The organism is Paenibacillus nuruki (genome assembly GCF_963311185.1).
Taxonomy (GTDB): Bacteria; Bacillota; Bacilli; order Paenibacillales; family Paenibacillaceae; genus Saccharibacillus; species Saccharibacillus nuruki.
Genome location: NZ_OY725677.1, coordinates 117,572 through 130,651 on the forward strand (window position 1 = coordinate 117,572; position 13,080 = coordinate 130,651).

The 13,080-nt window shown below is 37.9% G+C and carries 13 protein-coding genes; 8 read left to right on the forward strand and 5 right to left on the reverse strand.

Features of this window, described 5'->3' with window-relative positions; translation table 11 throughout:
• Positions 1-132 precede the first annotated feature (132 nt).
• From RCP16_RS00570 to RCP16_RS00600, 7 genes are all read left to right on the forward strand, one after another.
• Positions 133-1,302 carry a PP2C family protein-serine/threonine phosphatase gene (locus tag RCP16_RS00570; RefSeq protein ID WP_069325607.1) on the forward strand — a complete coding sequence of 390 codons (1,170 nt, stop codon included), beginning with the start codon at positions 133-135 and terminating at the stop codon, positions 1,300-1,302.
• Complete coding sequence (locus RCP16_RS00575; protein ID WP_308641429.1) at positions 1,299-5,003, forward strand: response regulator; 3,705 nt, start codon at positions 1,299-1,301, stop codon at positions 5,001-5,003. The genes RCP16_RS00570 and RCP16_RS00575 overlap by 4 nt, the downstream gene beginning before the upstream one ends.
• A gap of 102 nt (positions 5,004-5,105) precedes the next feature.
• Entirely contained in the window at positions 5,106-5,999 is an 894-nt protein-coding gene (locus tag RCP16_RS00580) for a CheR family methyltransferase (protein WP_503467186.1), read from the forward strand.
• 18 nt (positions 6,000-6,017) lie between these two features.
• Positions 6,018-7,688, forward strand: coding sequence for a hybrid sensor histidine kinase/response regulator (locus RCP16_RS00585; protein ID WP_069325605.1), 1,671 nt, complete (start codon positions 6,018-6,020; stop codon positions 7,686-7,688).
• Positions 7,689-7,886: 198 nt separating this feature from the next.
• The gene (locus tag RCP16_RS00590) at positions 7,887-8,225 is read left to right on the forward strand and encodes an STAS domain-containing protein (RefSeq protein WP_069325604.1); all 339 of its coding nucleotides are present in this window, start codon (positions 7,887-7,889) and stop codon (positions 8,223-8,225) included.
• An 18-nt stretch (positions 8,226-8,243) separates the two neighbouring features.
• Positions 8,244-8,696 carry an anti-sigma B factor RsbW gene (gene rsbW, locus RCP16_RS00595; RefSeq protein WP_069325603.1) on the forward strand — a complete coding sequence of 151 codons (453 nt, stop codon included), beginning with the start codon at positions 8,244-8,246 and terminating at the stop codon, positions 8,694-8,696.
• Complete coding sequence (locus RCP16_RS00600; RefSeq protein WP_069325602.1) at positions 8,693-9,469, forward strand: sigma-70 family RNA polymerase sigma factor; 777 nt, start codon at positions 8,693-8,695, stop codon at positions 9,467-9,469. Before rsbW ends, RCP16_RS00600 begins: the two co-directional genes overlap by 4 nt.
• Positions 9,470-9,696: 227 nt before the next feature.
• On the opposite strand, the gene RCP16_RS00605 is transcribed toward RCP16_RS00600, so the two are convergent.
• The 5 genes from RCP16_RS00605 to RCP16_RS00625 form a co-directional block, all read right to left on the reverse strand.
• Positions 9,697-10,062: a DUF5665 domain-containing protein gene (locus tag RCP16_RS00605; protein ID WP_308641430.1), complete on the reverse strand. Its 366-nt coding sequence runs from the start codon at positions 10,060-10,062 to the stop codon at positions 9,697-9,699.
• Positions 10,063-10,179: 117 nt separating this feature from the next.
• Positions 10,180-10,722: a YtxH domain-containing protein gene (locus RCP16_RS00610; RefSeq protein WP_069325600.1), complete on the reverse strand. Its 543-nt coding sequence runs from the start codon at positions 10,720-10,722 to the stop codon at positions 10,180-10,182.
• 172 nt (positions 10,723-10,894) lie between these two features.
• Positions 10,895-11,152, reverse strand: coding sequence for a GlsB/YeaQ/YmgE family stress response membrane protein (locus RCP16_RS00615; RefSeq protein ID WP_069325599.1), 258 nt, complete (start codon positions 11,150-11,152; stop codon positions 10,895-10,897).
• A gap of 119 nt (positions 11,153-11,271) precedes the next feature.
• Positions 11,272-12,000, reverse strand: coding sequence for a phosphatase PAP2 family protein (locus tag RCP16_RS00620; protein WP_137226268.1), 729 nt, complete (start codon positions 11,998-12,000; stop codon positions 11,272-11,274).
• Between the two features lie 114 nt (positions 12,001-12,114).
• Positions 12,115-12,339, reverse strand: coding sequence for a DUF1128 domain-containing protein (locus tag RCP16_RS00625; protein ID WP_069325597.1), 225 nt, complete (start codon positions 12,337-12,339; stop codon positions 12,115-12,117).
• A 176-nt stretch (positions 12,340-12,515) separates the two neighbouring features.
• Here RCP16_RS00625 and yyaC point away from each other — a divergent pair, with 176 nt between their 5' ends.
• On the forward strand, positions 12,516-13,070 hold the full coding sequence (gene yyaC / locus RCP16_RS00630) for a spore protease YyaC (protein WP_241669465.1): 555 nt from the start codon (positions 12,516-12,518) through the stop codon (positions 13,068-13,070).
• Positions 13,071-13,080: the final 10 nt, after the last annotated feature.

Sequence of the window (13,080 nt, forward strand, 5' to 3'; positions counted from 1 at the left end):
TTTTTTGACGAATTTTTGATATTGTTCCTTTTGGAGAAAAGCAGTATTTGATTTATAATAGAGATTGCACTTTATTTATGAAGCTAGATCAGTGTTTGTCTAAAAGCTGAAATAAAGCGACAAGGAGAAATTATGCATATATTAATAGTTGATGATAACCCTACTAACGTAATTATTATTCGTGAAATTCTCAAAAGAGAAAAATATACCAATATCACGACTTCCTCTTCAGCACGCGAAATGTTTGGACATCTGGGAATCAATGATGAGGGAGTTGTCAATAAACCGAAAATAAATGAGATTGATCTCATTCTTTTAGATATGATGATGCCTGAAATGGATGGGATTGAAGCTTGCCGCATTGTACAACAATATGATGAATTACGTGATATTCCGATTATTATGGTTACTGCTGTAGGCGATTCCAAAAAATTAGCAGAAGCTTTAGATGCTGGAGCAGTCGATTATGTGACTAAACCGATCAATAAAGTAGAATTGCTTGCGCGAATTCGCTTAGCTTTGCGTCTTAAGCATGAGAAAGATTGGCACAAAGAGCGAGATCAACGTATTCAAGATGAATTGAAATTAGCTAGTCAGGTGCAACATGCCGTATTAAGTGTGCCTATTCAAGATCTCAATATTCAGATTGAAGCTTTATATAAGCCTTCTTTTGAATTAGCAGGAGATCTTTATGCATGGTATCCATTAGGCGAAGGTCGATATGGAGTCATTCTACTGGATATGATGGGACATGGTATTTCTTCTTCTTTGTTCTGCATGTTTATCGCTTCGGTACTCAAGGATACAGTGACTACCTATGTAGAACCTGAAAAAGTCATTCAAGAGCTGAATCGACGCTTTAACCAATTGCATATCGAAAATCAGTTAGTGCAATATTACTTCACAGCGATTTATTTAGTAGTCGATACCAAATACAAACGTGTTGATTATGTTAATGCAGGGCATCCACCAGGACTCTTTTTCCATGATGATGGTCAGATGACCAAATTATCTACCACGACATTCCCTGTAGGATTGTTTGATCGTATTGATGCGGAATCCAAAAGCTTCACTTATGAAGGTGATGCTCATCTTGTTCTCTACACAGATGGCTTGCTTGAAATGGTTGAAGGAGATCAAGATGTACAGTTAGAGTTCTTGATCAATGAATTGAAATCCAGTCATCATATTAATACCCAACAGATCGAAAAAGTATTTTTTGACGAAATATCTTCACAAGAACGTGATGATGATAAATGTTTAGTATGGATTTCATTGAGTGAAGGAGCGGACATTGGATGAAAATTAGAACCAAGCTGGTTATAGGATTCAGCGTTATCATTATGTTAATGATGACGCTGGCTTTTATCAGTTATGATCGAATGAACTACATGAATGAACAGCTAGATAAAGTATACCAAGATCGTTATCTCAAAGTGAGATATTCTACCAGCTTGCGTGGAGATATGAACAGTATAGCCAAAGCACTAGCGAACCAGCTATTGAGCGCTTCCTCTGAATCGGTAGCCGAAAGTCGTGCCACTGTTCAAAAGTTAAGTGATGATGCACAGAAGAATGTGAATTTATTACAAGAAAGTGCACAGACGTTAGAAGAAAAACAGATGGTAAATGAAGTAGCTGATGCATGGACCGATTTTGATGCTTATGGAGATCAAGTGTTGAATTTATTAGCAGATAATCAGATTGCTCAAGCAAACAATTATCGTACAGGCACAGGACTCGCTGCGCAAAATAATTTGGGAGCTTTAGCGAATGAATTAGCTGATTATCAAGATCTAGCGATTGATCAAGAAATCAAAAATGCGAATGAAGCGTATCAAAGCTCTATTCAGACCACCACCTATGTTATGTTGGGTGGCATTTTGTTGAGTCTACTCATTATGATGTGGATTATTCCGAGTATTAGCAAAGGTCTAGGAACCGTTTCCTTAATGATCAATGGCTTTTCAGAAGGACGTTTACGTGCAATTAGCCGGATCAAAGTGCAATCCAAAGATGAGATAGGCGATGTAGCCCGTGTTTTTCAAGAAATGGCAGAAGATTTGGAACAACAACGAGAAGCAGAACATCGTTATCAACAAGCACAGCAAGATCAATCTTGGTTGAATTCCAACAGTGCACGTATTACTGAATTATTACGTGGTGTGAGCACACTAGAACAAAGTGCCCAAACGTTTATTAATGAATTCTCTCCAACGCTTGGTGCTCATTTTGGAGCCCTTTATGTACGACCGCTTAATAATCCTAACTCTCTAACTTTACAAGCTTCCTATGCAGGCGAAGGCATGTTAAAAGCGAAGCATTCACTGGTATTAGGCGAAGGTCTAGCAGGACAGTGTGCATCTGATCAACATCCAATCATTTTGGATGAAGTTCCTGATGATTATATTTCGATTCATTCTGCAACAGGACAACATAAACCTCAAAGTCTAATGATCTATCCTATTTTATTTGATGATGAATTATTAGGGGTTATTGAGCTAGCTTCATTAGGTACGTTTACATCATTGCAAAAACAATTATTAGCTCTTTTAACGCACAACTTAGGTGTAATCCTTAACAATATTAATCGTCGTTTGCATATTGAAGAATTGTTACGTGAATCGCAAACGATGACTGAAGAATTGCAAAGTCAATCAGAAGAACTACAGATGCAACAAGAAGAACTTAAACGTTCTAACGAAAATCTAGAAGAGCAGACAGAAGAACTCAAACGCTCAGAAGATTTGTTGCAACGTCAGCAAGAAGAGTTAGAACACTTTAACAATGAACTGATTGCGAAGACACGCGAACTGCAAGAACAAGTTCAACAAGTAGAAGAACAGAATCAAGAAATTGAACAAAGCCGTCATCAATTAGAGCAACAAGCGATGCAATTATCAGTCACAAGTAAATACAAATCAGAATTCCTTGCGAATATGTCTCATGAATTACGGACACCGCTAAATAGTCTATTGATTCTATCTCAATTACTAACTGAAAATAAAAACGGTAATTTGACAGAGAAACAAGTAGAGTATGCAAGTACAATCTATATGTCTGGTGCAGACTTGCTGAAAATGATTGATGAGATTCTAGATTTATCCAAAGTCGATGCAGGCAAAATGGATATTAATCTGGAAGCTGTTCCGATGAAATCTATTGAAACGTTTGTCAATATGAACTTTGCTCCAGTAGCTATCCAAAAAGGAATAGATCTCAATATCAATATAGGCGATCAAGTACCAGAAGCAGTAGTGACCGATGATCACCGAGTGAAGCAAATTCTACGGAATATGTTATCCAATGCATTTAAATTTACAGATACAGGTTATATCAATGTCAATATTGAGCTTCCATCTATCGATCAAGTGCCTCCTTATCTCAATCGTAAGCAAGATTATATTGCGATTACAGTGGAAGATAGTGGTATAGGGATTCCGGCAGATAAGCAGGATATTATTTTTGAAGCGTTCCAACAAGTCGATGGTACCACCAGTCGTAAATATGGAGGTACAGGACTGGGTCTATCAATTAGTCGTGAGTTGTCTCGCCTTTTAGGTGGAGGAATCGGACTACAATCAGAAGAAAATCGAGGCAGTGCGTTTACTCTTTATTTGCCTAGACAAGATGCTTTGAGTGATGAACAAGTAGCGCAATCAGAAGAATCTAACAACCATTACTCCAATAATGAAATGTATATGCCAGCTGACTTCTCAGAGCAAGTTCTTCGTCATTCATCCGATTTCCCGGCTTACAAAAAAGATAGTAATGACGAAAAAATGATTATTCCACAGCCTTTGGCAGATGATCGAGATCAATTGAACAAAAATGATAAAGTCATTTTAATTATAGAAGATGACGTGAACTTTGCTAAAATTTTGTTAGAAATGGCTCGTGGTCGTGGATTTAAAGCATTGGTAGCTATGCAAGGAGATACCGGTATGCATATGGCTAAAACGTATATACCGGATGCGATTATTCTTGATATTCAGCTTCCTGTGATGGATGGCTGGTCTATTTTGAGTGAACTGAAAAGCAATGCGCATACTCGCCATATTCCTGTTCATGTGATTTCTGTTGTCGATGATGTCAAACAAGGACTGATGATGGGGGCTATCGCTTATCTCAAAAAACCATCCAGTAAAGAATCGCTAGAACAAGCATTTTCACATCTAGAATCGTATACGTCACAAAGTCTTAAGCAGTTATTGATTGTTGAAGATGACGAGAATCAGCGTAAATCGATTATTGAATTAATCGGTCATGACGATGTAGCGATCACCGCAGTATCTACAGGTGTAGAAGCATTAAATGAGCTGCGAAGCAAACGTTATGATTGTATGGTGCTTGATCTGATGCTTACGGATATGACAGGGTTTGAATTATTAGATCGTATTCGAGATGATCAACAATTAAGTGATCTGCCGATTATTATTTATACAGGTAAAGAACTCGATAATAAAGAAGAGACACAATTACGCAAATATGCAGAATCGATTATTATCAAAGATGTGAAATCTCCAGAGCGTTTGCTGGATGAGACTACATTATTCTTACATCGCGTCGAAGCAGATTTGCCAGAAGACAAACGTCGTATTTTGCAAAAACTTCATAATAAAGAAACGTTATTTGAAGGCAAGCGAATTCTATTGGTTGATGATGATGTCCGTAACGTATTTGCTTTATCCAGTGTGCTTGAAGGCTATCGTATGGATGTAACATTTGCAGAAAATGGAAAAGAAGCCATCGACATTTTACAACATGAAGATTTCGATCTAGTATTAATGGATATGATGATGCCTGAGATGGATGGTTATGAAGCAATGCGTATTATTCGTCAGATTCCAGCTTATGAGAAATTGCCGATTATCGCATTGACTGCCAAAGCTATGAAAGATGATCGTGCGAAGTGTATTGAAGCAGGCGCTTCTGACTATGTGAAAAAACCAATTCAAACCGATCAACTTTTATCATTAATGCGTGTATGGTTGTATTCGTAAGTGAATAATTTGGGTAATGGATATTAATACTCGAATTTTATAAATGACTATACCTTAAAGAGCTTCAACCTATAAAAGTAATTTGAATCGGGGCTGAATATAATGACATCAACAAAACGTGACCAATTAGCAAGCCAATCCGAACCGCCCCAAGCGGATGAATTGATTGTCAATAATCTAGCAGAACGCGAAAATATTGAAGTTGATTTACTGATGGATGGAGTACATCGTCTGTATGGATATGATTTTCGTAATTATGCTAGAGCTTCGTTAACGAGACGCATCTGGCATCATGTACATGCCGAGAATCTTAAATCGATCTCGGCTCTTCAGGAAAAGGTACTGCATGATCGAGCTTGTTTTGAACGTTTAATCCAAAATTTATCGATACCTGTCACTGAAATGTTCCGTGATCCTTCTCTTTTTCGTATGTTCCGTGAAAAAGTGGTTCCTTTATTGCGAACTTATCCGTATATTCGGATATGGCATGCTGGATGTTCTACAGGGGAAGAAGTATATTCGATGGCAATCTTATTACATGAGGAAGGTTTGCTAGATAAAGCCAGAATCTATGCAACAGATATGAACAATCGCTCGTTGCAACAAGCACGTGAAGGCGTATTTGGAATAGAACGTATGCAACTCTACACTAAAAATTATCTAGAAGCGGGCGGGAAGCGTTCGTTTTCTGAATATTATACAGCGAAGTATAGTTCTGTGATCTTTCAACCTTTTTTACGTAAAAATATGATCTTTGCTGAGCATAACTTAGCGACAGATCGTTCGTTTAATGAATTTAATGTCATCCTTTGCCGGAATGTAATGATATATTTTAACGACGAATTACGTGATCAAGTCCACGGATTGTTTCACGAAAGTTTGAGTCGTTTTGGAATCCTAGTCTTAGGTTCTAAAGAATCTATGCAATTTACAGAGTACAGTGATAGTTATGAGTTATTGGATCGCGTAGAGAAAGTATATCGGAAAATTAATTAGAGATTGTAGGGGGATTCCATGAGGTTTCATGAACCGATTCATATCTTATTGGTAGATGATCGACCAGAAAATTTGCTCGCTCTGGAAGCCGTTCTTGAGAGTGAACGTTATAATCTGATTAAAGCAACATCTGGAGAAGAAGCATTACGCTGTCTGCTCAAAGATGAGTTTGCTGTGATTGTACTAGATGTACAAATGCCAGGGATGGACGGGATTGAAACGGCAAAACTCATCAAAGCGCGCGAGAAAACTAAAGAAATTCCAATTATTTTTATATCGGCAAATAGTAAAGAATCGGAGCACTTATTCGCAGGCTATTCTGCGGGTGCGATTGATTATATGGTCAAACCATTTATTCCACAAATCCTCAAGTCCAAAATTGAAGGATTTGTCAGTATGTATTTGACCAATAAGCGTCACAAAACACAGTCGATGTTGTTACAACAGAAAACATTAGAACTGGAGAAAATCAATCAAGAACTAACAGTGGCAAAAGAAGCAGCAGAAATTGCAGCCAAAGCCAAAACTGAATTTTTAGCGATGATGAGCCATGAAATTCGGACACCGATGAATGGTGTGATTGGCATGATTGATCTGCTTATGGATACAGAATTGCAAGAAGAGCAGAAAGAATATGCTTCGATCATACGTAGTAGTGCAGACACACTTGTTATGGTGATCAACGATATTCTTGATTTTACCAAAATGGAATCTGGAAAAATGGAATTGGAAGAACATCCATTTTCGCTGGAAGCATGTATTTCCGAAGTGTTCAGTCTGTTTTCTGTCGATGCAGGCAAAAAAAATCTAGAACTTATGTATTCAATAACAGAAGATGTTCCAACGTATCTATATGGAGATATGGCTCGCTTACGCCAAGTGTTGATCAACTTAACCGCCAATGCGATTAAGTTCACTGAGCAAGGTGGTGTGTACTTGGAAGTGACGATCAAAGACAAGCTTGCTGAACGATTGGAACTTGAATTTAAAGTAAAAGATACAGGGATTGGCATCGCTGAAGAAAAGCGTGAACAATTATTCCAACCTTTTTCACAATTAGATTCGTCGATGACCCGTAAGTATGGTGGAACAGGACTAGGATTAGCGATTTGCAAAAATCTAGTGCAGATGATGGATGGAGAAATTAGACTCGAAAATACACCGCTTCAAGAAGGTTCTGGAGCTGTATTTGTTTTTACTATTTGTACCGGTGAATATGTTATGGAAGATCCCACTTTAGGATTGTTAGAAGAACGTGCAGATCAATTATGGTCTAATCGTAGTACTGAAGCTCCTAATATTCTGGTCGTGGATGATCATCCAATCAATCAGAAATTAATGGTAAGTATGCTGAATCGATTGGGATATAGTCCGGATATGGCAGATGATGGTGAAGAAGCGATTCGAATGGCTTCGGTTCATCAATATGATTATATTTTTATGGACGTTCAGATGCCTAATATTGATGGTCTAGAAGCAACCAAAATGATTCGTAATCTGCAAAAAGATGAGAATCCGGTTATTATTGCGATGACTGCCGATGTGATGGAAGGAATCAAAGGACGCTGTTTTGCAGCAGGCATGGACGACTACATTAGCAAGCCTGTCAAAATGGCTAGCGTTAAAAATATGTTAGAACATTACTCAATTAATCATCGTAACTATGAAACGAAAAAAAATGTTTTTTAAATAAATGGTTTCTTTAAAATAAGAAAATAAATTTTATTTCCTGCCTTTAATACGGATAACAAGAGATAAAATTATTTTCTGGACAATATATTTGTTTAAACAACAAAAATAGGGTAATATTATCTTCTGTTTCGGATGTTTCAGAAGTTTTACAGTTGGGTTATTAGTAAAGAAACCATTGTTCAGGGGAGAATGTCTATGACTACTAATAAAAATGAGAAATTTAATGTTGTAACTGAAATGGATGAAAGAGCATGTACCGTATTTTTGAGTGGGGAAATGGATTTATCGGTTGCTCCGGAATTCCGTCTTGTAATGGAACCTCTTGTTGGGGAAGCAGAACAAGATCTAATTATCAATATGAAAGACCTGAAATATATTGACAGTACAGGTATTGGTATTCTACTTTCGATTCTCAAAGCACGGCACGGTATGAACGCCAGCTTTACTGTTGAAGAAGTTCCTCCACAGATTCAAAAATTGTTTGAAATGACAGGTATTGCTAAGTTTTTTGTCCCTCAGGAGAATTCCCAATAGGAAAGGATCGAACATCGTATGAATGCTGATACTCAAAAAGTAGTTCTTAATTTGCCAGCGACGGCAGAATTTGTGGACGTAGTTAGACTAAACTTGTACGGAATTGCTTCTAAAATGGGCTTTTCCTATGAAGATATTGAAGATATGAAAGTAGCAGTCTCTGAAGCTTGTAATAACTCTGTGCTGTATGCGTACGGACAAGAGGGAGGACATGTGGAAGTGACTTTTGAAGTTGGTGAAGAAACATTATCCATTATTGTCGAAGATGAAGGGGAGAGCTTCGAATCAGTAAAGGATATGGGACAGAACAATACACTTCATGATAAAGACCTACACGATGTACAAATCGGTGGCTTAGGTTTTTATTTGATGCAAGCATTAATGGATAATGTGAGTATCGAAAATTCTGCTGGTCAAGGTACCCGTGTAATATTATCCAAAAACCTTGCTCTAAGCGAGGAAACTGTATGAGTGAAAGATTAACTCCCCCCGAGTCTATGGACGAGGCAATCAGTATGATCTGGGAGTATCAACAAACAAAAGATAATGACATCGCTACAGTACTGATCAAAAAGTACGAGCCTATGGTCAAAATGGCTTCGGGTAAAATTGCCCGTAACCGACCAGACTTGTATGAAGATTTGTACCAAGTAGGTCAGATGGCATTAATCCGTTTGTTGCAGCAATACGATATCTCACTTGGGATTCCGTTTGAACCATATGCCATGAAGAGTATGATCGGGCATATGAAAAATTTCTTGCGCGATAAATCTTGGTACATACAGGTTCCCCGCCGTATTAAGGAAAAGGGAGCGTTAGTACAACAAGCTATCGATGAATTAACCATGAAGTTAGAACGTTCACCCCATGTGCGTGAGATTGCTCACTTTCTAGATCTATCTGAAGAAGAAACGATTGAAGTTCTAGCTGGACGTGAATGCTATCACTATGTATCGTTGGATTCTCCTCTATCACAAGAAGAGAGTGCAGCTACACTTGGTGAATTGATTAGTGCAGATGTGAATGATTACGATTCTGTAGAGAAACGTATGGATTTACAACAAGCACTTAGTCAGTTAAAAGAGCAAGAACAGAAAGTACTGCTATTGGCTTTCCAGGAAGGTCAATCTCAACGTGCGATCGCTCAAAAGCTTGGTGTTTCTCAAATGAGCGTATCTCGTATCCAAAAACGAGCAACTGAAAAGTTGAAGCAGATTATGTCAAATGCTTCCACTTCCGGATAAATACATTTAATGTATGTTACGAAGTGTAGCAACGATGCTAGGATACTTTGGAAAATAGATGATTATTAAAATGCGCTGTATTGTTCCGGAAAGGAATAGTATAAGCGCATTTTTTGTGCTATCGACTATTAACAGATCAAAAAACCTCTATATTCAATGCCTAAATCACACGAAGTGATTCATTGAATGTAGAGGTTTTTTGACTTTGATACTCATAATGATCACTATTATCTGCCTTGAGAAGCTTTAACATAGTCTAGAAGTTGAGCAATATATTGTCCGATAAGAGGCATATCAACTAATTGGCTTAATATAAAACCCAAAATAGCCAAAACAACAATCGTTCCTAGAGATAATCCTAGACCACGTGCTGCACCTGCTACAAAGTTAACCATAAGTCGACGTTTCACACTGCTATAGTTCTCAATAATATCTTGAATCTCTGCTTTATCTAACGATTCTGCAATCTGATCCAGACGTTCATTGAGACGTTTCACTTCGTGACGTAATTCAAAAGGATGTTCGCCGATTGCCTCAGGTGGCTTAACGAGTTCTGGAGAGCGTGGTGATACTTCTTTGTTGTCATGAGCCATAGATGTTCCCTCACTTTCGTATAAATAATAAAATAAATTAAGTATAAATATCCGATATTCTATGAACGAGACATAAAAATAGCCGACTACAATGAGCCGGCTATTCGTGAATCACTATTAACGTGTAGGGAAGCTTGTGTTGTTACTACCCGGTGTGGACGTTGTAGAGTTCACTTCTTTTTTAACTTCATTGGTTTTGTTTTGAGCTTCTTTAGCAACATCGTTAGAAGCATCTTTTACATCTTTACTTACGTTGTCAGAAGCATCTTTGATGTCTTTAGCTACGTTTTGAGCAGCATCAGACAAAGAACTGCTTACTGTTTCTTTGTTGTCTGTAATTGATTTAGCTACATCTTTAGCTTTAGTAGAAACGGTTTGAGCTAGAGAAACAGCAGAATCGCTTACTAGACCCGCTACTTGAGAAGTTTGATCTGCTACAGTTGTAGCAATCTCTTTCGTACGGTCTGTTACATTACCAGCAACTTCTTTAGTTTTGTCTGTAGCTTCTACAAACTTCTCAGAGATATCTCCGCGTAATTCGCGACCTGGTTTTGGTGCAAACAACAATGCTGCTGCTGCTCCCAACAATCCTCCGATAAATACACCTTTTACAAATGTAGAACTTGTTTGAACTGGGTACTGTTTTTCTACTTCATTCATTATTAATCACTCCTTGATTTAATTTAGATCGATTTGTCTAAGCAGATCAACCTTTGTAAGTAAGAAAAGAATGCAGCCATATGTTATTCCTTAGTAAAGCTGTTCTTGAAGTTTAAGTATTATGTGTAGCTTACTTTAAGTATGGCTTGTATATGTGATGCGAGGACAAGGTTCAGGCTGTTCTTCTGAACAATCTGGAAACCAAACCAAGCAAAAACACAAAGATAGCAGTACCTAGTATAGCAGGAATAATAGCGAAATCTCCAATAGTTGGACCGAAATTACCAAATACTAAAGCACCTAACCAAGCACCTACAAACCCAGCAATAGCAGCACCTATAATGCCACCTGGCATTTCATTACCTGCAAGCGCATTACCAATAACACCAATAATGACTGCCATTACGATACTGATAATAATGCCCCACATAGTAATCGTCTCCTTTGCTGTACAATGAAATATGTTGATCATTATACCAATCAGTTAGCAGTTTGTCTTACTTCGTATATAAACCCAGTACCAAAAGGTGAAACATTCCATTTCTGTGATCAATAACGAATAGAAGTCCTTTGTGGATCGGATTTTCGCCATAAGTGCAAAGAATACGCACATGCAGTCAGCCAAAGTGAACCAGCAATATAGCCACCAATGATATCTGTAGGATAATGCACGCCAAGATATACTCTCGACAAACCAATGCCTACAATCAGAAGAATACCGCAAACAATAGGAAGAGTAAGTGATAATTGATGTCTTTTGCGATGCATGCCCCAAATGACAAAGAGCATACCGTACATAGCAGCTGCAATCGTAGAATGACCACTGGGGAAGCTATACCCTGAAGCATGGGTCCAGAATTCTAGATCAGGACGTGGGCGCATAAAGAAAGACTTAAGCAATACATTAATTTGCCAAGCACCTGCGGTAGTGACAAGAAGAGCAAGGCCTTCGCGATACATATTATGAACCATCAATAGAATCGAAAAGGATAAAGCAACAAATACAGTAGAATAGAATGAACCCATATAGGTGAAAAAGAGCATAATCGTGCGAATAGGTTCTTCGTGGAATGTCCTTACATAAGATTGAAATCCTTTTTCCCATGTGTGTATATCGTATAATGCTATAGATTCAACACCCCATACGATTCCCCTCAATAATAGGAATGAAGCTATACCTCCTCCTACTAATATCATAACAATCAGTAGCCAAACAGGAAGAGATGAGAATCGTTGTGGCTGTTCGTTGTTAGAGTTGGAAAATTGCTCAGATGACATCGGTATCGCCTTCTTTCTTTACATAGAGTTATGTTTAATTTAACCCTAGTTTAACAAATGAATCGAATATAAAAAAAGCCTTCCCTATAATTAGGAAAGACTCATTCGTTTTATTTATTTTTTGCGTAAACGTCCTAATTCAGAAACTAAGGCTTCAACTTCGCTAATACTAAGGTTCGGATTGTTCATCACAATATCATAGACCTCTTGAATATCTTCGTATTGTTCGGTAGAAAAAGCAGAAGCTTGCATTGCCGCGCCACTTGCCATCCGAAGTTTTGTTTTGATGCCTTCAATCATAAAAGCTATATTTTCTTGGGTAGGTTGAGACAAATCCATGAATGGGTTCTTCCTTTCTTCATTAAGCATAGGCTTATTTTTTGTATTGTATCATGGATAATGAGGTCAAACCAATTATTTTGCGGTAACTTCTTGCATAGGGTAAAATGAGTATCGACAAGATGTATGATGTATTTGCCTATCTGATAGGTATATACGTTTATTAAAGGAGGGACATGGTTTTTATTATGATCAATCGTCGTTCCAGTCTGCTTCCTTACAATGATCAGGATCGTCGCAATGTAAATACACATGGATTGACTGATTTTTTTCGTGATATAGCAGCTCTTCATTCTATAGATCAATTAGCTTTTGTCTGTATTGGTACTGACCGTTCTACTGGAGATGCCTTGGGTCCTTTAACTGGTAGTGGACTGGCTGCATATGGTTTACCTCATATTATAGGAACAATGGATTTTCCATGCGATGCGCACAATCTTCACGAACGTATTCCACAGATTCCCGATCATCTACAAATTATTGCTATCGATGCTTGCCTAGGTAGACATCATACTGTCGGGTTATATAGTATAGGTGAAGCTCCACTTTTCCCGGCTTTATCGGTAGGAGGACGTTTTCCAGGAGTAGGTAATTACAGTATTGCTGCGATTGTAAATGAAAATGGCCCCAAACCTTATTGGACACTTCAGACGACTTCACTGTATAAAGTAATGAATATGTCACAAGATATTGTCCAAGCTGTTGTTCAAGGCCTAGGTATATTAAAATAAGATAGGAGAT